Origin of the sequence: Myxococcus sp. AB036A (genome assembly GCF_006547355.1) — a bacterium.
GTDB classification, from domain to species: Bacteria; Myxococcota; Myxococcia; order Myxococcales; family Myxococcaceae; genus Myxococcus; species Myxococcus virescens.
On sequence record NZ_VHLC01000006.1, the window covers coordinates 64327 to 82465 of the forward strand.

The 18139-nt window shown below is 69.3% G+C and carries 13 protein-coding genes; 7 read left to right on the forward strand and 6 right to left on the reverse strand.

Annotation, left to right across the window (positions count from 1 at the left end; translation table 11 throughout):
- Window positions 1-38: 38 nt before the first annotated feature.
- Entirely contained in the window at window positions 39-2915 is a 2877-nt protein-coding gene (locus tag FL344_RS04125) for a fused MFS/spermidine synthase (RefSeq protein ID WP_141617600.1), read from the reverse strand.
- Between the two features lie 44 nt (window positions 2916-2959).
- Between FL344_RS04125 and FL344_RS04130 the strand changes: the two genes are divergently transcribed.
- From FL344_RS04130 to FL344_RS04145, 4 genes are all read left to right on the forward strand, one after another.
- On the forward strand, window positions 2960-3934 hold the full coding sequence (locus FL344_RS04130; protein ID WP_368667064.1) for a histidine kinase dimerization/phospho-acceptor domain-containing protein: 975 nt from the start codon (window positions 2960-2962) through the stop codon (window positions 3932-3934).
- 7 nt (window positions 3935-3941) lie between these two features.
- Window positions 3942-5405: a sigma-54 dependent transcriptional regulator gene (locus FL344_RS04135; protein WP_141590210.1), complete on the forward strand. Its 1464-nt coding sequence runs from the start codon at window positions 3942-3944 to the stop codon at window positions 5403-5405.
- Window positions 5406-5678: 273 nt separating this feature from the next.
- Window positions 5679-6425 (forward strand): Crp/Fnr family transcriptional regulator MrpC, encoded by a 747-nt coding sequence (gene mrpC, locus FL344_RS04140; RefSeq protein ID WP_002634092.1) that lies wholly within the window; start codon window positions 5679-5681, stop codon window positions 6423-6425.
- A gap of 124 nt (window positions 6426-6549) precedes the next feature.
- Window positions 6550-7128: an SMI1/KNR4 family protein gene (locus FL344_RS04145; RefSeq protein ID WP_141590209.1), complete on the forward strand. Its 579-nt coding sequence runs from the start codon at window positions 6550-6552 to the stop codon at window positions 7126-7128.
- 1 nt (window position 7129) lies between these two features.
- Here FL344_RS04145 and FL344_RS04150 read toward each other — a convergent pair whose 3' ends face one another.
- Window positions 7130-8701: an aromatic amino acid hydroxylase gene (locus FL344_RS04150; RefSeq protein ID WP_194862985.1), complete on the reverse strand. Its 1572-nt coding sequence runs from the start codon at window positions 8699-8701 to the stop codon at window positions 7130-7132.
- A gap of 103 nt (window positions 8702-8804) precedes the next feature.
- On the reverse strand, window positions 8805-9725 hold the full coding sequence (locus FL344_RS04155; protein WP_141617602.1) for a LysR family transcriptional regulator: 921 nt from the start codon (window positions 9723-9725) through the stop codon (window positions 8805-8807).
- 95 nt (window positions 9726-9820) lie between these two features.
- On the opposite strand from FL344_RS04155, the gene FL344_RS04160 reads away from it, so the two are divergent.
- Window positions 9821-11716, forward strand: coding sequence for a sulfatase-like hydrolase/transferase (locus FL344_RS04160; protein WP_228564770.1), 1896 nt, complete (start codon window positions 9821-9823; stop codon window positions 11714-11716).
- Between the two features lie 45 nt (window positions 11717-11761).
- On the opposite strand, the gene FL344_RS04165 is transcribed toward FL344_RS04160, so the two are convergent.
- Window positions 11762-12358, reverse strand: coding sequence for a hypothetical protein (locus tag FL344_RS04165; protein ID WP_141617604.1), 597 nt, complete (start codon window positions 12356-12358; stop codon window positions 11762-11764).
- The gene (locus FL344_RS04170; RefSeq protein WP_228564771.1) at window positions 12358-13116 is read right to left on the reverse strand and encodes a metallophosphoesterase; all 759 of its coding nucleotides are present in this window, start codon (window positions 13114-13116) and stop codon (window positions 12358-12360) included. Before FL344_RS04170 ends, FL344_RS04165 begins: the two co-directional genes overlap by 1 nt.
- A 168-nt stretch (window positions 13117-13284) precedes the next feature.
- Between FL344_RS04170 and FL344_RS04175 the strand changes: the two genes are divergently transcribed.
- Window positions 13285-14991: a HEAT repeat domain-containing protein gene (locus FL344_RS04175; RefSeq protein ID WP_141617606.1), complete on the forward strand. Its 1707-nt coding sequence runs from the start codon at window positions 13285-13287 to the stop codon at window positions 14989-14991.
- A 13-nt stretch (window positions 14992-15004) separates the two neighbouring features.
- On the opposite strand, the gene FL344_RS04180 is transcribed toward FL344_RS04175, so the two are convergent.
- On the reverse strand, window positions 15005-16099 hold the full coding sequence (locus tag FL344_RS04180) for a vWA domain-containing protein (RefSeq protein WP_141617607.1): 1095 nt from the start codon (window positions 16097-16099) through the stop codon (window positions 15005-15007).
- Window positions 16100-16265: 166 nt separating this feature from the next.
- Here FL344_RS04180 and FL344_RS04185 point away from each other — a divergent pair, with 166 nt between their 5' ends.
- A complete protein-coding gene (locus FL344_RS04185; protein ID WP_194862986.1) occupies window positions 16266-18110 on the forward strand; it encodes a DNA mismatch repair protein MutS in 1845 nt (614 codons plus the stop codon).
- Window positions 18111-18139: the final 29 nt, after the last annotated feature.

An 18139-nucleotide genomic window follows, 5' to 3' on the forward strand; every position in this document is an offset into this window, starting at 1 on the left:
AGGCAATTGGCCCGATTGGGATGATCCAGGCCCCCATTTCAGGGGCCCCCGGGGGCGGCAACGGGCGTTTGGGCCGTGCCTTCGCAGCTCGAACGGGGCAGCGCCTCGCAGAGCGAGCGCAGCGCCCGGGCCAGATGTTCGTCGTCCGGGTGCCGGGACGCAACCTCGCGCCCCAGGGCCACGGTGTCGTGCAGGGCACCTACAGGCGTCCACATGGTGCGCGAAGCCCAGATCTGGGCCGTCACCAGCCGGAGGTAGGCCGTCACCAGCGCGGGCTCACGTCCTCCCCGCGCCACCTCGGGCTCCAGGAGCGAGGCGGCCAGCGTCAAATCCTGCTGGGCCAGCGCCGCCTTGCCCAGAGCCAGGGCGGACTCGGGGCTGTCGGGGGCCAGCCGCCGCCACTGCGCGGCCGCGCCGCGCACCATGGGGTCATTGGGCGCGTGGTAGCGCTCGATGTTCCGGTACAGCCCGGCGGCCTGCTCCGCGGTGGGCGGGTGCTGCTGGACGTAGTCGTGCAGGAACAGGCGGTCCGCCCCTTCGGGCGCGCGCCGCTCGTCCTTCACGCGCACGTCCAGATTCGACACGAAGAAGGCGATGGGCGACGCGTACTCCAGCAGGTTGTGGTCGTCCGTGTTGATGGGGCCCTCACCGGCGAACTCGAGCTGGCCGGCCTCGCTGTGCACCTGCTTGGACAGCAGCGCGAACACGTCGTTGATGCCCACGCGGGACAGGTCCTTCCGCACCTCCGGATGCCCCATGCGCTCGGCCAGGCGCGCCGCATCGAAGGCCAGGGGCTTGCGGCTGGCCACCATCACTAGGTCATGCGGCCCCAGCCACGTGGTGGCGTGCGGGAAGGTGTCTCGCAGGGTGCGGACCACCAGCTTGATGAGGTCCTCGTTGCTCTCGTAGGTGTGAATCCACTGCACCAGCACGCCGTCGTCCGCCAGGTGCCGGTCCACCGTCTGGAAGAAGTCCCGCGTGAAGAGGCCGGACACGCCGGACACCCACGGGTTGGACGGCACGCTCACCACCAGGTCGTACTTGCGCGGCGACAGCGCCATGAACGTCTTGGCGTCGTCCACGTGCACGTGGGTGCGCGGGTCATCCACCGCGTTGCGGTTGTCCGCCTTGAACAGGCGCGCCGCGTCGATGACGGCGGGAGCAATCTCCACCATGTCCAGGTGCTCCACGGGGTGCACCAGCACGCTGCCCGCGGTGATGGCCGCGCCGGCGCCCACCAGCAGCACCGTCTTGGGCTCACGCGGGTGCAACAGGGCGCCCAGGTGACCGGCCACCACCTGCGTCTCCACGTCGCTCCCGTTGGACGCGTCCACCTTCCCGTTGAGCTTCATGAACCGCAGGTTGTCCACGGGAGCGTCCGCCACCATCACCGTGGCGAAGGTGTCGTCCTGGTAGAAGATGGGGCGGATGATGGCCTCCGTGTCCGCCACCAGCTTCGCGTAGCTCTCCGGCGGCTTCTCGTGGGAGCGGATGGAGGCGATGCCCGACAACCGCACCGCCCAGCCGCTCATCCCGCCCAGCACCACCAGCGCCAGCACCGCCGTGGCGGCCACCGGCCACAAGGCACGCGCGTGCTGCGCGGGACGACCGGGGGCCGCGTGGAAGGCCAGCCCCGCGCCGAGCAGGTTGGCCGCCACGCCCGCGATGAAGTTGCCCTCCATGCCCCACCACGGCATCAGCACCAGCACACCCAGCGCCGACCCCGTAATCGTGCCCACCGTGTTCCACAAGTAGACGCCACCCAGTTGGCGCCCCACCTCGGACACCTTGGCCGTGGCCACGCGCGCCGCCGCCGGGAAGGCCGCGCCCATGAAGAAGGTGGGAACCAGCAGCACCAGGCAGCAGAAGCCGAAGGTCAGCACCTGGAACAGCGGCCAGGTATCCAGCGAGCGCGTCATCATCCACTGCGCCTTGCGGAACAGGTGCGGCAGCCGGACGTAGAGCGGCAGCGCCACGCAGATGCTGGCCACCAGCGCGACCTGGAGCCGGCCGAACAGGCGCAGCGAGTCCACCTGTCCCTTCCGCGTCATCAGCCAGAAGCTGCCCAGGCCGATGCCCATGATGAACGCGGTGAGGATGAGCGTGAAGGCGTAGGTGGAGGCCCCCAGGACGATGGACAGCAGGCGGATCCACGTCACCTGGTAGAGCATGGACGTGAAGCCAGACAGCAGCACGCCGATGAGCGCCGCCCTCACCGCGATGCGCGGATAGGACACCTCCGCGTCGCCCGCTTCCGCGGGAGGCGTCTGTCCCGGCACCAGCGCGGGCGGGAAGCGCCGGGCCAGCCCCAGCGAGGCCAGCGCCACCAGGATGTTGAGCCCCGCGGCCAGCCCCGCCGAGGAGGACAGGCCGATGGCGGGCACCAGCTTCGTCCCGGCGATGAACACACCCAGCGCCGCGCCCAGACTGTTGACGGCGTAGAGCCGCGCCAGCTCGTAGCGCACCCCCGACAGGCTGGAGGCGAAATGCCGCACCAGCGCCGGCAGCGTGCCGCCCATCAGCAGCGTAGGAATCAGCAGCGACGCGGAGGAGACCAGCAGCCGGGGCCCCAGTCGCCAGCCATCCGGCACGGAGGGGGCCACGTTCAGCCACAGCGCCCCCAACACATCGAGCACATAGGGGAAGGCCAGCGCGTACAGGCCCACGCCGAGCTCCAGCAGGCCGTAAAGGGCCAGGGGGTTCTTTGCCCGGTCGGCTGTCCGCCCGAAGACAAATGCCCCCAGCGCTTGCCCGCCCATGAACGTGGCGAGCACCACTGCATGCGCCTGGCCGCTGTTCCCCAGGACATTCCCGAGGTACTTGGACCAGACGAGTTCGTAGACGAGCGCAGTGCCCCCGGACAGGAAGAGGAGGCAGGCCACAAGGTTCTTAGGAAAACGCGCCGGAGATGACATGGGGACAGCGCGGAACCTTAGTCGGTATGTTTCAGGCCCATCAAATGAACACCCATCTCCTGCAAGCCGCGATGCTCGCCTGGACTCCAAGCCTGCGGGTGACACGCGCCGAAGGCGACCTCTCCAGCATCCTGCGGCGCCCCGCCGAGGCCCTGTTGGAGCAGCCGCTCCACGAGGTCCTCGGCGTGTCGCCCAAGCGCGCCCTTGAGCTGGACGCCCGCGCCCGCGAGGACCGCCGCGCGGTGGAGTTCGTCTCCGCCAACCTCGGCGGCGAGGACGCGTGCCCCCTCCGCCTGTCCCTGGGACTGGACGACGGCGAGGCCAGTGCCACCGTGCTGGACCTCAACGCCGTGCTGGACGGCGCCCCCCCGGTGCAGATTTCACGGCTGTCCTCCTCGCTCAGCCACGAGATTCGCAACCCCCTCTCCTCGGTGAAGATGGCGGTGCAGACGCTGGCCCGAAACACCGGCCTCAATGACCGGGACAAGCGGCGGCTCACCATCGCCAACCGGGAGATTCGCACCATGGAGCGCATGCTCTGGCTCCTCTCCGAATACGGCCGCGACACCACCCCGAAGATGGACGCCCATCCGCTGCGCGGCGTGGTGCAGGAGGCCACGGAGATGGTGGCCCCCGAGCTGGCCGAGCGGCGCGTGGAGGTCCGCGTGGACGAGGAACCCGACCTGCCCCGCGTCCGGGTGGACCCGACGCGGCTGCGGCCCGTGCTGGCCCAGGTGCTGCTCAACGTCGCCATGGGCCAGGCGGAGGGCAGCCCGATGGAGGTGGCCCTGCGCCGGGGTGGCCCCCACCAGGTGATGATGGTGCTCCACGACCCCGCCGCCGCCCTGCCCCCGGAGGAGAACGGCTCGCTCTTCGAGCCCTTCGGCTCCCGGCTGGCCCGGGGCGCCGGTCTGTCCCTGGCGGCCCTGCGCCGGGTGATGATGGGCGTGGGGGGAGACGTGGCCGCCCGGGGCAGCGCCGAGCCGGGCGTGGTGCTGACGCTGACGTTCGCCACCTGAGAGCGCCATGGAGACCCTTCTCATCGTCGACGACGACGTCTCGCTCCTCGAAACACTGAAGATGCACTTCGAGGAGATCGAGCAGGACGGCCAGCCCCGCTACCAGGTTGCCACCGCCACCAGCGCCGCTGCGGGGCTGCGCGCCGCCCAGGAGACCATGCCCAGCGTGGTCATCCTCGACATGATGCTCCCGGACCGCACGGGCCTGGAAATCATCGAGGAGATGAAGGGCCTGTGCGGAGACGCGCGCATCATCCTGGTCACCGCGTACCACGACATGGAGACCACCATCCGGGCCATGAAGGCCGGGGCTTTCGACTACATCCACAAGCCCTTCCCGGACCCGGCCGCCCTGGACCTGGTGGTGGAGCGCGCGCTGGAGTACCGCCAGCTGTCGCGCCGCGCGGACGAGGTCCACCGGGAGAATGCCGCCGCCCGCCTGGGCGACATCGTGGGCACCAGCCCGCTGATGCAGCAACTGGTGAAGGAGATTGGAAAGGTCACCGGCAGCCACGCCACCGTGCTGATTACGGGCGAGAGCGGCACCGGCAAGGAGCTCATCGCCCGCGTCATCCACAACTACTCCTACGACGAGCCCCGGCCCTTCATCGGCATCAACTGTTCGGCCATCGTCGACACGCTACTGGAGAGCGAGCTCTTCGGCCACGAGAAGGGCGCCTTCACCGGCGCCACGGCGGGCAAGCCGGGCAAGTTCGAGCTGGCCGAGGACGGCACGGTGTTCCTGGACGAGATTGGCGACATGTCGCTGATGCTCCAGGCCAAGCTCCTGCGCGTGCTGCAGGAGCGCGAGTTCGAGCGCGTGGGCGGCGTCAAACGCATCAAGCTGCGCGCCCGCGTCATCGCCGCCACCCACCGCGCCCTGGTGGAGGAGGTGGAGGCCGGCCGCTTCCGCGAGGACCTCTACCAACGCCTCAAGGTCATCACCCTCCAGATTCCCCCGCTGCGCGAGCGGCGCGAGGACATCCCCCCGCTGGTGAAGCACCTGCTCGAGCGCATCAACGAGAAGGTCCACAAGCGCGTCACCCGCGTGCCCGGCGAGGTCATGGAGCGCCTCACCCGCCTGCCCTGGCGCGGCAACGTGCGCGAGCTGGAGAACGTGCTCACCCGCGCCGTGGTGCTGGCCCCCGGTGACGTCCTGCGCGGGGACGACTTGCCCGCCCTGGAGTCGCCCCTCCCCTCGCCGGAGCCAGGCCGGGCCGCCTCCGCCCACACCGCCAGCGCCATGTTCGCCGCGCCGGCCGAGGACGACGCCAGCCTGATTCCCACTTTGGAAGAGGCCGAGCGCCAGCTCATCGCCCGTGCGATGACCGTCACGAAGGGGCACAAGGGTCGCACCTGTCAGATCCTTGGAATCAGCCGCCCCACCCTGGAGCGCAAGCTCCAGAAGTACGGTCTTGCACAGGGCCAGAGCCCTCAAGTGCACACCTTCCCTGTGAAGGATGCGTTGTGAGCACTCTTGGACAGTGTCGCTGCTCCGACACTCACGCCCCCGGTTTGAACGTTTCGTTCAAATTGATCAGACTGTTTGAACGTTCTGTTTCAGGTTTTGGACACAGAACGGGCTCTGGTGCGGGCCTGTAGCGCTAAGTACCCGGCATTTCAGGAGGTGTTGTCCCGGCGGCATTTCAATTCCCGCTGGCACGAACCTTGGAGAAGGAAAGTCCCGTTCGCCGCTGAAGCAGGCGGCCCGACTTCCCTACGCTTCCTTCCCAGGAGTAATGCCATGCACGGTTTCAATCGCCCCCTCGGCCCCATCGGTTCCAACGTCGTGGCGCCGCTGCAGACGACCAGCTCCGGGATGATGGTCACCGCCAACAAGCTGGTGCCCGGCCAGGAAGCCATCGACTTCAAGGGCTACTTCAAGGTCGAGTCCTTCCCGCACAACTCGACCATCTACCGCCCCGGTGACAACACCGACCGCGTCTACCTGCTGAAGTCCGGCCGCGTGCGCCTGATGCGCATCGGCAAGAACAGCACCCGCTCCGTGGTGTCCATCCTCCGCCCGGGCGACCTCTTCGGCGAGCTGTTCCGCCCCGAGGGCACGCCGATTGAAGAGATGGCCATCGCCGCCGGTGAGGCCGAGGTCTGGAGCATCGAGGGCCGCGACTTCCGCGCCCAGTTGGAGGCCCGTCCGGCCCTGGCAGTGGACGTGGTCCGCGCCTACGCCGAGCGCGTGCGCGCCCTGCGCAAGCGCGTGCTGGGCCTGACGTTCAAGGAGGTTCCGGCCCGCCTGGCGGACACCCTGCTCACCCTGGTTGAAGCGCACGGCGAGCGCTGCCCGCACGGCGGCGAGACGGACCTGCGCGGCATCACCCAGCAGGACCTCGCGGACCTCGTGGGCGCCTCCCGCTCCTTCGTGTCCACGCTCATCAACGAGATGAAGCGCGAGGGCGTGCTCGGCAACGTCGGCCGCATCCTCTGCGTGCGTGACCAGAAGGCCCTGCGGAAGATCGCCGGCAAGGAGAAGTAGTCCGCGCGCCCGCGGCGAACGGGCAGCAGGACACCAGACGGGCCTGACCATGCGCATGCCGCGTGGCCGGGCCCGTGGTGTTTCCAGCGAACGGCGCTTCCCGCATGTGCGTAGGATGGCGCGAATGTCTGGCGCCATTGATTCCATCCTCGCGCTCCAGGAGCGCCTGAAGCACGAGACAAAGCTCCCGCTCCGGTCCGTGTCGCTCACGCCGGTGGCCGCGCAGGACCTCCGCGTCTTGGAGTCCTCGCTGGGCGCGCTGCTTCCCCAGGCCTACGTCGACTTCATCTCCCGCCACGGCCTGTTCTCCGCGGTGGACTGGCAGGGACATGAGCGCGCCCGGATGTTGAGCCCCACCGAGGTGCTGGAGACACTCGAGTGGTCCAAGGCGTACGTCGAGGAGGGCGCCTTCGGCGACAACGAGGACGAACTGGAAGCCGCCATCCTCGAGAAGAAGCTCCGCGAGCGGCTCATCCCCTTCCAGTACAGCGCCTGCTCGAACGTGAGCGACTACTACTACTTCGACACGGGGATGCGTCGCGACACCGGGCTGCTCATCTTCCCGGCGCGCCACGACGACTTCGACCTGTCGACGTGGCTGCTGGACGGAGCGCCCGACGTCTCGGGCTGCACCTTCGACTTCGACGAACACCTGCGCTGGGTCCTCCGGGAGGGCCTGGAGGAGAAGGACTGGGGGCGCTGACTCAGACGCGGCGGCGCAGCTCTTCCACTTCGGCGCGAAGCAGCCAGTCGTCCGGGAAGTCCGTGGCCGCCGCGGCAATCTGGCTCAGCCGCTCGGGCTTCACGGAGTGCGTCTCCCGCATCTTCCGGACCTCGCGGTAGAGCGCGGCCAGCGCCGGATGCAGCGCCAGGGCCTTGCGTGTGCGGGCCTTCTCCTCGCCATCCCCTTCCGCGAAGGCGCTCAGCTCGCCGTACCAGCGGTCCCACGTCGCCGGGTCCGAAGGCCCCCCCGCCACCGAGGGCAGGTGCGTGCTGACGAAGAGCTTCGCCACCGCGGGAAGCGCCAGCTCGCGCCCCGCCAACCGGCCACGCAGCGCCAGCACCTGGCCACCGTCCGTGGCGAAGCCCTCCAGCTCCAGCCCACTCTCCAGCGACAGCTTGAAGGGCCCGCGCTCCGGCAGCGTCCCCGCGCCGAACGCCACCAGCGCCGGCCCGCTCCACGGCTTGTCGTCCAGGGAGCGCCCGCCGCGCGAGGCCATGATGGGCCCCTCCATGCAGACGAGCGCGGTGCCCAGCCCCGGCGCCACCTCGCGCGGCGCGGCCAGCATCTCCAGCACCCGGCCCGTCACCTCGCGGCCGTCCGCCAGCACCAGGTGATTGACGGTCCGCGCGCGCAGCGCCTCCGTCAGGCCGAAGTCGCCGCCCCGCTTCCACGACAGCGTGGACTCGAACTCCGCCAGCACCTCGAACAGGTGCTCGAAGTCCCGCGCCACGAAGAGCTGCGGCTGCATGCGGGTGATGTCGTAGTCCATGTCCGCGCAGGCCACGCTCAGCGGCAGCTTCTTCACCGCCGGCGTCAGGCAGTGCTGCGCCTCGCCAATGCTGGACAGCAGCCCCGCGCCGTAGATGCGCGGCGACTCCACGCTCCCGATGAGGCCATACTCCGCCGTCCACCAGTAGAGGCGGCTCGCCCGCGTGCTCTCGCTGACGTAGCGGCGGCTCGCGCTCGCGGCCTCCAGCCGGGCCTGCGCGTGTGCCGCTTCCTCCTCGCTGGCGTCCGGGTCCTCCTTCACCACCGACAGGTTCCGGATGGCCTCGAAGACGGCCTGGTCCTCCACACTGGCAATGGCCTTGAAGCCCACCAGCCCGCACGCCTTGAGGTACTCCGCGTAGCGGCGGTTGGCGATGATGGGCGCGTGCCCGGCGCTCTCATGGACGATGTCCGGCGCCGGCGTGTACTCGATGTGCTCGTGGGTGCGGATGTCCGCGGCAATCGCCAGGACGCCCATCGCCTGGAGCTCCGTGAAGACGGCGGGAGGAATGAAGCCACGCACCCCCACACAGGCCCACCCCAGGCGAGCGAGCTTCTCGTTCATCTCATCCAGGCTGGGGATGCACTCCGAGCCGATGCCCGTCGCCTCCAGGCCCTCCAGGTAGACGGGGTGCGCCTTGTCCGCCAGGTGGCCCCTCAAGGAGCCCAGGATGTTCCGCCAGACGGCCTGGTCCCGCGACGTATACGCCGCGTAGTCCTGGCTCACCACGTAGCGACGCAGATGAGCAGGCAGGCGGGCAATCGTCCGTTCCGTGGGAGTCATCATCATTCACCTCTGGCGGAATCTTCTTCTTTTTGAAGATATCCCTTCTCTGGGCGAACGGAAATCCGTCAGAATTCGACGTCTTCGTCGTTTTAACGTCGAACTAACCCGGCTTGCGGCGAAGTCCATCCAGCACCAACCGGGCGCCGGGGCTGAGCGCTCCCGAAGGCCACAAGGCCACCACCTCTACCGCCTGGGGCTCCTCTTCCAGGAGGGGCCACGCATGGAGGTCCGGTGGAAACGGGTGCATGGGGCGCAGGTCCGGAGTGATGGAGCAGGCGCGGAACGCGCGCAGCAGTTCGTAGAGGAGAAGGAAGCTCTCCGCGCGCCCCACTTCATCCACCGTCACACCGTGGGCGGCGAAGCGGGCGCTGTTGGCGCCGCCGTAGGGGTCATCACGCAGCCAGTCCACGAAGCGCTGCCCCTCCAGGTCCTTCACGTGCAGCGACTTCCGGGACGCGGCCTGCCGCGCGAGCTCGTTGTCCGGCCCGGCGAGCACGACGAAGGGCATGCGCAGCAGTGACTCTGACTCCACGCCTTCATGGGTTGGCAGGGGCGTGAAGTCGAGCGCCAGGTCGAGCTGCCGCGTCTGCACCTGGCGCGTCAGCTCGTGGGGCCCTCCGAAGCTGAGCACCAGCTTGAGGTCCGCGGCGGCGGCGTCCCTCGCCACGGCGCCCACCAGGGACAAGGACAGCGTCGGGTTGAGGCCCAGCCGCACCACGGGCTCGGCGCTGGCCAGGTCGCGCAGCCGCTTCATGTCCAGTTGATGCAGCGGCGTCTGGGTGCCCGCGAAGAGCCGCTCCCCCCGGGCGGTGAGCTGCAAGCGACGGCCAGGGCCGCGCTCCAACAGCGGCGCACCATCCGCCAGCGCCAGCTCCAGCGAGCGAACGTGCTCGCTCACCACCGAGCGCGCCACGCCCAGGTGCTCCGCGGCGGCCTCGATGCTGCCCGCCTCCACGGCGGCGGCGAAGGACTCCAACCAGACGAGGTGCCGAACGAGCTTGCGCGGAGGCATGAGCAGCATCCTTGCACGTCGCCATCAGCGGGATGAGCCCCCGGACTTCATTGCTGCTTGCGAAAGTCCGGCATCCGGAATACCTGCGCCGTGCAATGTCACGGATGTCTGATGCGGCGTCCTCCGCAGCCGCCATTTTCCTCCAGCGCTTCGAAGCAGCCCGGCCCTACCTGAGCACCGCGCTGACCTGGTGCGTGCTCCACGGGCTCGTCGCATTGCTGTACTTCGGCGGCGCGCTGCGCGTGGCCGTGGAGCGGCTGGCGCCGGGGCTCCGCCCCCTCCTGCTCGCGGGAAGCTTCGCCCAGGCGTTGTTCCTGGGGCTGGTGGCCTTTCTTGTAACCCTCCCCCTGACCATCCTGCTCGGCCACCGCTACCGCTTCGCGCTCCCGGTGCTGACGGCGGTGGGCGGCGTGCTGCTCGGGCTGGACGCGCTGGTGCTCAACTCACTGGGCTTCCACATCAACGGCCTGGTGCTGGCGGTGGCGCTCCAGCCGCACGCCCTGGCGGAGACGGGGCTGTCTTCGTCGGAGGTGGCGCTGGTGGCCGGGGCGATGGTGGTCATCCTCGCGCTCGACACGGCGGCGGGCATCTGGTTCCTGCGCCGGGGCTTTGGCCCTCGCCGGGTGGCGCGCACGGTGGTGTTGATGACGGCCCTGTGCACCGCTGAGCGGCTGATCACCGCGTCCCTCGTCTTCGCCCACGGCGGCGCCGTGCAGCACGCCACCACCACCCTGCCCCTCCAGGCACCGGTGCGGATGAACACCCTCCTCTCGCGCATCACTGGCAAGGCGCCCGCGTCCGGCCTGCGCCTGGGCGTGAGCCCCGAGGCGGGCGTGCCCGCGGCGAGCATCGACCCCGCGGAGGTGCGCTTCACCCGCCGTCCCGACATCGTCGTCGTCCTGGTGGAGAGCCTGCGTGACGACTTCTTCACCGCCGACGTCATGCCGAACATGTGGCGCAGGGCGCAGAGCGGCACGCGCTTCCTGCATCACCACAGCGCGGCCAGCTCCACGGACTACTCGCTGTTCAGCATGTTCTTCGGGCTGGAGGCCCAGCGCCGCAATGCCGTGGTGGGCGCGGGCCGCACGCCCCTCCTCTTCCCCGCGCTGGCCCACAATGGCTACCAGCAGTTCTTCTTCGCCGCGTCCTCCGTTGACTGGATGGGCCTCAAGGACACCGTCTTCCGCGACGTAACGGGAGGCCTGCGCACGGACTACACGGGCCGCAGCCACCTGCGGGACGAAGCCATGGTCCGCGACGCGCTGGCGGCCGTGGAGGCCGCGCCTCAGGACAAGCCGCTGTTCCTGTTCGTGTTCTTCGCCGGCACGCACTTCGACTACGACTACCCGCCGCGCTCCGAGGTCTTCTCGCCCGCCTGGAATGGCAAGGGCGGACTCTCCACGGCACGCGTGCCTCCCGAACACCTCAAGGCTCGCGCGTGGAACGCGGCCTACGAAGTGGACACCAAGGTCGAAGAGCTGCTGGCGCGCATCGAAAGCTTGCGCGGCACGCGTCCGCTGACGCTCTTCACCGGCGACCATGGCGAGGAGTTCCGTGAGCACGGCCGCGTAGGCCACGCCAGCGACGTGACGGCCTCCCAGCTTCACGTGCCCATGCTCGTGTTCGACGACCAGCTTCCCGTGGGCCAGGTCGACGCCGTCACCGGACACATCGACGTGGTGTCCACGATCTTCGACCTGCTGGGAGACACGCACAGCCCGGCGATGCTGGGTGACGGCATTCCCATGTCCCGGCCGGACCCGCAGCGATACCTCCTCACCACCGTGGGTTGGGAGGCGCGTTACGCGCTCATCGGCCAGGGGCTGAAGGTCCATTTCGGCGCGGGACGGCCCGGCACAGTCATCACCGACCTGCGCGACCGTCCCCTGGCCGATGGCAAGGAGCGCCTCGCGGCCGAGGCCCCGCGCATCCTCCGCCGGCTGAGAGGGACGTCGGAGTCGACGCTTCCCGACTCCGCCACGGCCACGGACGTGCCCTGACGGTCCCTCGCGGCAGGCCCTGGGGCGGTGCTCACACGCGCCGCTTCAAAACCGGAGCTTCACGCCCAGGGCCAGCGTGAAGAGCTCGACGTTCACGGTGGCAGGATTGCGGACGAACTGCACCAGCCGGTAGTCGGTGGCGACGAGCTCGAAGTACCCCTCCACGAATCGCAGGTTCAGCGCCTCCACCGGGCGCCCCACGCTGGCTCCCAGCAGCAGCGCGGGCCGGATGGCGGTGCGGAACCAGTAGTAGCCCCGGTCGTAACGGCTGGGCAGGCCCGCGAAGTAGTCGTCGCCCACCGTGTAGCTGAGCATCGCGCCCACCATGAGCGGGCGGAAGGTCCACCCCGCCACATCGAGCAGGAAGGGCCGCCACTGCCCCTTCAACGTGAAGGTGAAGAAGTCTTCCCCCGCCAACGCGGGCGGCGCCCAGCCCACCAGCAGCGCGGCCTCCACGGTGTCGTCGAGAAAGCTCCAGCCCGGCCCCGCGGAGAGAAAGCCGATGGCGCCCGCGAACTGCATCGCCGCATGGTCGGGCACGTACCAGGGTGACGCCTCGTGCGCCGGCTCCGGCCGCGACTCCCGTGCCGTCAACAGCAGCGCCGCCAGCAGCGAGGCGCGGAGACTCCCGTGCGCGGCCATCAGAAGGTGGCCCTCTGCACCTGCACCGAGGTGCCATCGACGTCCACCTTGAGGTAGCTCCGGCCCTTCATCGAATCGGTGGTGACGTACCGGACATCGTGGGAATGGACGTCGTGGTACTGGTGGACGTGGCCGTGGAAGGAGATGGCGACGCCCTTCTTCTGCTGGAGCTTCACCAAGGGCGCGACGAGCGCATCGTCAAAGTCCCCATTCCCAGGAGGCACGTGGGAGAAGGTGAAGGTGTTCAGCACCGCGGGCTCTGGCGTGAGCGCCGTCTTCAACCACTGCAGGTCCGGGATGTCGCCCGGGAAGCCGTACTCGCGGGAGTTGGAGTCGAAGAAGACGAAGCGCGTGCCTGAATACGTGAAGGAGAAGGACTCCGGTCCGAAGGTGCGCCGGTAGAGCTTCTGCCCCATGCCCAGCGCGTCATGATTGCCCATGACCACGAAGAACGGGACCTTCAAGCGGGACAGCAGCTCGACGCCCCACTCGTACTCCTGCGTGCTGCCGAACTCCGTCAGGTCGCCCATCTGCACCACGAAGTCGACGCCGCGCTGCTCCAGGTCCCGCATCGCCGCCGCGGAGTCATCCAGGAACAGCTGCATGTCGCCCACCACCGCGAAGCGAAAGGCACGCTTCGGTTCCGCTTCGAACAGCCGCTCGAGCGAACGCGCATGCAAGTCCCGGTGGGGTCCCCGGAGTTCATAGGGGTGGAATTCGAAGGCGCCACAGCCCGCGCACACCAGTAGCAATGTCACCCAGACGCGCACGGACGCACGCTAACGTCGGCCTCCCGATGCTTCCATGGAATGTGACGCCGGATTCAGGAGCACGCGGCGACAAGGAGCAGCCATTCTCACGCGCCATATGAACCGGACTCAGGTGTCCTCCAGCAGCCTTCTCGCCGCGCGCATGACGGCGGTGCCGTGAGCTCACCTCTGTCGACATGGGAGCTGCTGCATTGGGTGGCCACGAAGCCCACCCGGAGCACGCGGGAAGACCTCGACGCACTGCTCGCGCGAGCGGATTTCACGCAGGTCGCCCGGGACGTCCTGGCGTCGGGCACCTCTTCGGAGAAGACCACGGCCTTGCGAGTGCTCCGGGAGCTGGCGTCACCCGAAGCCCATGCCCTGGCCCGGCTCGCGCTTCGCGACGCAGCGACTGACGTCCGAGCCCTGGCGGCCCGGGTGCTGGCGAGCGCACAGGACGCCGCGGACTGGCGGAGCCTCCAGGAGGCGCTGGATGATACCGAGCCCTCCGTGCAGTACGCCGCCATGGACTCGCTCGCGAGGATGAATCCGGCGGCCGCGAGCGACCTCTTCCTCGAGCGCTTCGAGCGTGCTCCGGAGGCGGAGAAGCTGAACGCGCTCGCCACCGCGCAACGGCTGGGGCTCCCCGAATCCGGCACCCTGGCTCGACTCGGCCTGGCTTCGGCCTCTTCCACCATCAGGGCCGCGGCGGTTGACCTGGTCGCGCGAGAAGGCGAGGCAACAGAGGGCCTGCTCATCCACCTGCTCACGGATGCCTCCGAGAACGTACAACTCCACGCCCTCCGCACGCTGACCTATCGCGCGCACGTACCCGCCAGCGTCTTCGTCCCGCTGCTCGCTGCATCGTCCTCACCACCCGTCCGCGCACAGGCGCTTCAGGCGCTCATCCTTCGGCGTGACGCCAGCACATGCGAGCCCGTGTGCCGGCTCCTGACCGACCCCGACGCCTCACTCCGCAGAAGGGCGATTTTCGCCACCGAACGGCTCGGCTGCACCGGTGCGACGCCCACCCTGCTGGAGATGCTGGCCCGGACACGCGACGAAGATGAACGGGCGGACCTCATCGCCGCACTCGGTGGACTCGGGGGGCCGGAGGCCTGGGAGGCGCTTCGCCAGGCGCTCTCGGATGAATCCCCCCGCGTCCGGCGCGCCGCCATCATCGCCTGGGCCTCGGACGACGCGCCACCCGACGCAATCACCGTGCTGCTGGAGCGCCTGCGAGGCGCCCCCGACACGGAAACACGGAAGGCCGTTGCCCTGGCCCTCATGAACCGCCGCCCGGAGGTCGCCCACCGAGCCCTGCGGCTTGCGCTCGAGGACTCCGTGCCCGAGGTCCGGCGGATGGCCGTGCGAGCCCTGGGCCTCGAGGCCAGCCCGGAGGCCCTTCAAACCCTCCGCGACCATCAAGCCACCGAACGCGACCCGGACGTTCTGCGACACCTGGACGCGGCGCTCGAACGACAGCAAGCGCCTGGCGACACGCCCATTGGGGCGGCCTCGCCCGCCGAGCGGCTCCTCTTCGACCCGGCGCGAACGGAACAGAGCGTGGCGCAGTGGATCGCGGCCCCCGAACGCTACCCCGCGACCGAGCGCTTCTACTTCTATGAAGGCGGAACTCTGGAGCGCCAGGGCACCGATGGCCGGGTCGACGCCTTCCAGTACACCGCGATCGACGACCAGCTCCGCGTCCAACCCAAGGGCGCGCCCGAACGAAGGACGGCCTTCACCGTCACGCCGGCAGCTCCGCCCCACCGCTTCCGCCTGGAGCTGGCCCAGGACGTCGTCTCCGGCACGGAGGCGCCCCGAACGCTGCACTTCATCGAGCTCCGGCAGGCCGACACGGAGCCGGACGACGGCGACTGACGCGAGGGAACCGCTATGCCGCGGCGGACCGGGCGCCATCCCAGTCCTCGACCTCGTAGAGGAACTTCGAATCCCCCATCAGCTTCCGGTTGGCCGAAGTGCTCTGCACGAAGACGACGTACTTCTCCAGGCTGGCGGGCCGGATGCGCACCGTCTCCCCGGGCGGCAGCCCGAGCATCTCGCGGGCCCGCTCGCCGCTGTAGAGGTCACCCGTCTTGCGGTCCATCAGCACCACTTCCTTGCGGCCCTGGATGGTCTCCGTCTTGGTGAACTCGTAGAAGCCCCGGCCCGTCTTGAAGCGCAGGCCGTTCTCCTGCACGAAGTCCTTGATGGGCTGGGTCCGGTCCACGTCCAGCACCTGGAAGCGGCCCGGTGGAACCGCGCGCAGGTCCGCCTCGCCGTAGAGCGGCGGCGCCGTGCGCTGAAGCATGGTGCTGAACATCACGTTGAGGCCGCGGCTCATGCGGCCCTCGCGCACCACTTCCTGCTCAAACGATTGAAGCTGCGCGTCCGAGGACTGCTTGTAGCAGACGGCCAGCAGCAGGTCGGTGACGTGGGCGAACTGGTCCAGGCTCAGGTGGAAGCCGCCCGACTTCTCCGCCAACTCCTTGTAGAAGGCCGTCGCGTGCCGGCGCGCCAGGGCTTGCACGCCATACACGGGGATGCCCATCTTCCCCAGCGCGGCCACCTCCTTGCGCCAGTCCAGCTTGTGTGGATTCTGCGCGGGCCCGTGGGGAACGTCGTCGCCAATCAAGACCAGCGCCCGCGTGTACCCGACTGTCCAGGACAGGCTTTGCGCCTGATGCAGTACGAACTCGTAGCATTCGGGCGCATCGCCCCCGCCCGTCTGCTCCACGCGGTCCACGAAGCGGACCACGGCGCCCTCGTCGTCCGTCAGGTCCAGTATCTTGGTGACATACGTGGAGCCCGCGTCGCAGTAGTCCCCGTGGGCGATGATTCCAATGCGGATGCCTGGAATCTCCTTCATCAGCCGGGACACGGTGCCCCGCAGCTTCTTCCGCACCTGTGCAAGACACGGATACATGCTGCCGGTGGTGTCAAAGCTGAAGACGATTTCGACGCGGTTATCAATGACTGACGTGCTCATTCCGGTGCCCCCTCGTGACCGCCGACGAGGACAAATCTACGCGCCGGGTCTGACATGAATCAGGCCAGGAAATGGGGTGTTGGCCGGGCCTCCGTCGACCCGGCGTCACGCATTTGCACCTGCCGCTTGCCCTGGACGCCGCGTGACCGCAGCATGCGTGCCCATCGTGTCCGCCACCGCCGAGCCCCCATCCCCGCATCGCACGTACACCGAGCGCCGAGCCGCCGCGCAGGCGGAGCTGACCGCGCTGGACCGCGTGAGCGCCCGCTACGCCAACTTGCGAACACTCGCCTTCCTGGCCGCGGCCGGCGTCGCGGGCTTCGTGTTGGCGGGGCGTCTGCCCAAGGTGTGGTGGTGGGCCAGCGCCGCCGCGCTGCTGCTCTACGGCGTGCTCGCCGTCCTCCACCACCAGGTCTTCCGCCGCGAGGCCCGGGCGAAGCTGTACGTGACGCTCAACGAACGCGGACTGGCGCGGCTGGGGCCCGGCTGGCACGACTTCACCGAGCGCGGTGAACGCTTCCTGTCCCCCAGCCACCTGTACACCCCGGACCTGGATGTCTTCGGCCAGGGCAGCCTCTTCCAGCTCCTCAACGAGACGGCCACGCGCGCAGGCGAGGAACGGCTGGCGGCGTGGCTCTCCGCCCCCGCGTCCGCCCAGGAGGTCGAAGCCAGACAGGGCGCCGCGCGCGAGCTGGCGCCCAACCTGGACTTCCGCCAGGACCTCTGCGTGGACGCGCGGGACGCCTCGCGCGAGAAGGCGGACCCGGCGCTGTTCATCCAGTGGGCGGAGTTGGGTCCGCAGCTCAACGCCATCCGCTGGGCCCGACCGGTGGCGGTGGTGCTGCCCCTGGTGACGCTGGCCGTCTACGTCCTGGGCAAGTTCGAGGTGCTGCCGGAGTCGGCCTTCTGGGTGGGCCTGGCCGCGCAGCTGGGCGTGGCCGTCATCACCCGCCGCCCGCTGAAGGTCATGGACGAAGGCGTGGAGGTGGGTGAGCGCGGCTTCGTGCGCTACGCCCCCATCTTCGAGCGCGTGGAGGCCCAGCGCTTCGAGCACCCGCGCCTGAAGACGCTCCAGGCCGGCCTCCAGCAGCCCGGCCAGCCGCCCGTGTCCGAGCACTTCAAGCGCTTCAGCCGGCTGTTCTCCTTCATCGAGTTCAAGCGCCACCAGTTCCACCCGCTGATTCACTGGCTCACGCTCTGGGACATCCACGCGCACTTCGCGCTGGAGCGCTGGCGCGAGGCCCACGGCAAGCAGCTGCGCCAGTGGTTCGAGGCCCTGGCCGAACTGGAAGCCCTGTCTTGCGTCGCGGGCCTCGCCCATGACCGGCCGGACTTCACCTGGCCCGTCTTGGCGGCCAATGGCCCCTGTGTGGAGGCGACGGCGCTGGGCCACCCGCTGCTGGACGCGCCGGTGCCCAACGACGTGTCCCTGCCCGGCCCCCGGCACGCGCTGCTCATCACCGGCTCCAACATGAGCGGCAAGACGACGCTGATGCGCGCGGTGGGCGCCAACGTGGTGCTCGCGCTGGCCGGCGCGCCGGTGAGCGCGAAGCACTTCCGCCTGACACCGCTCCAGACGCTCACCAGCATGCGGGTGAAGGACTCGCTGGAGCGCGGCGTCTCCTACTTCTACGCGGAGGTGCAGCGCATCAAGGCGGTGCTGGACGCGGCGCAGGCCGCGCGCGGGCAGGTGCTGTTCTTGCTGGACGAAATCCTCCTGGGGACGAACACCCGCGAGCGGCAGATTGCCTCGCGCGAGGTGCTGCGCCTGCTGCTGAGCACCGGCGCCATTGGCGCGGTGACGACGCACGACTTGTCCCTGGCGGTGCTCGCGGACGAGCCGGGCGCCCATGTCGTCAACGTCCACTTCCGGGACCACCTGGAGGCCGGGAAGATGATGTTCGACTACAAGCTGCGCCAGGGCGTGGTGGACACCACCAACGCCCTGCGCGTGCTGCGTCTGGCCGGCGTACCGGTGGACGACCCGGACGAAGCCACGGCGGCGCGCTGAGCCCGAAACGACACGGGCCCCGGGGTTTC

What these genes read in the sequence shown, in the direction of transcription:
- FL344_RS04125 (WP_141617600.1), bottom strand. Translation starts at nt 2,915, where the DNA reads ATGTCATCTCCGGCGCGTTTTCCTAAGAACCTTGTGGCCTGCCTCCTC.
- FL344_RS04130 (WP_368667064.1), top strand. Translation starts at nt 2,960, where the DNA reads ATGAACACCCATCTCCTGCAAGCCGCGATGCTCGCCTGGACTCCAAGC.
- FL344_RS04135 (WP_141590210.1), top strand. Translation starts at nt 3,942, where the DNA reads ATGGAGACCCTTCTCATCGTCGACGACGACGTCTCGCTCCTCGAAACA.
- mrpC (WP_002634092.1), top strand. Translation starts at nt 5,679, where the DNA reads ATGCACGGTTTCAATCGCCCCCTCGGCCCCATCGGTTCCAACGTCGTG.
- FL344_RS04145 (WP_141590209.1), top strand. Translation starts at nt 6,550, where the DNA reads ATGTCTGGCGCCATTGATTCCATCCTCGCGCTCCAGGAGCGCCTGAAG.
- FL344_RS04150 (WP_194862985.1), bottom strand. Translation starts at nt 8,701, where the DNA reads ATGACTCCCACGGAACGGACGATTGCCCGCCTGCCTGCTCATCTGCGT.
- FL344_RS04155 (WP_141617602.1), bottom strand. Translation starts at nt 9,725, where the DNA reads ATGCTGCTCATGCCTCCGCGCAAGCTCGTTCGGCACCTCGTCTGGTTG.
- FL344_RS04160 (WP_228564770.1), top strand. Translation starts at nt 9,821, where the DNA reads ATGTCTGATGCGGCGTCCTCCGCAGCCGCCATTTTCCTCCAGCGCTTC.
- FL344_RS04165 (WP_141617604.1), bottom strand. Translation starts at nt 12,358, where the DNA reads ATGGCCGCGCACGGGAGTCTCCGCGCCTCGCTGCTGGCGGCGCTGCTG.
- FL344_RS04180 (WP_141617607.1), bottom strand. Translation starts at nt 16,099, where the DNA reads ATGAGCACGTCAGTCATTGATAACCGCGTCGAAATCGTCTTCAGCTTT.